The sequence below is a fragment of the Streptomyces macrolidinus genome, from assembly GCF_023887685.1.
In the GTDB taxonomy this organism is placed as follows: Bacteria; Actinomycetota; Actinomycetes; order Streptomycetales; family Streptomycetaceae; genus Streptomyces; species Streptomyces macrolidinus.
The window spans coordinates 1-286 of the sequence record NZ_JAMWMR010000127.1 but is presented as its reverse complement, the minus strand read 5'-3'; the positions used below and the strand labels follow the sequence as shown (position 1 = coordinate 286).

Here is a 286-nt window from a genome sequence, read left to right as displayed (position 1 = left end):
AGGCAGCAAGCATCACCTGATCACCGACGCCACCGGCATCCCGCTCGCCGTCACCTTGACCGGCGGCAATCGCAACGATGTCACCCAGCTCATCCCGCTTCTCCAGGCTGTACCGCCCGTGCGCGGCAAGCGCGGCCGGCCCCAGCGCCGCCCGGACGTCGTGCTGGCCGACCGCGGCTACGATCACGACAAGTACCGCCGCCTGGTCTGGGATCTCGGCGTGAAACCACTGATCGCCCGGCGTGGTGCCGAGCACGGCTCCGGCCTGGGTACCCAACGCTGGGTC

At 69.9% G+C, this 286-nt stretch carries 1 protein-coding gene; it reads left to right on the top strand.

Going from position 1 to position 286, the window contains the following annotated elements; genetic code table 11:
* Nucleotides 1-286: transposase (locus NGF19_RS30525; RefSeq protein ID WP_252429196.1), on the top strand; the 286-nt coding region annotated here is incomplete at both ends.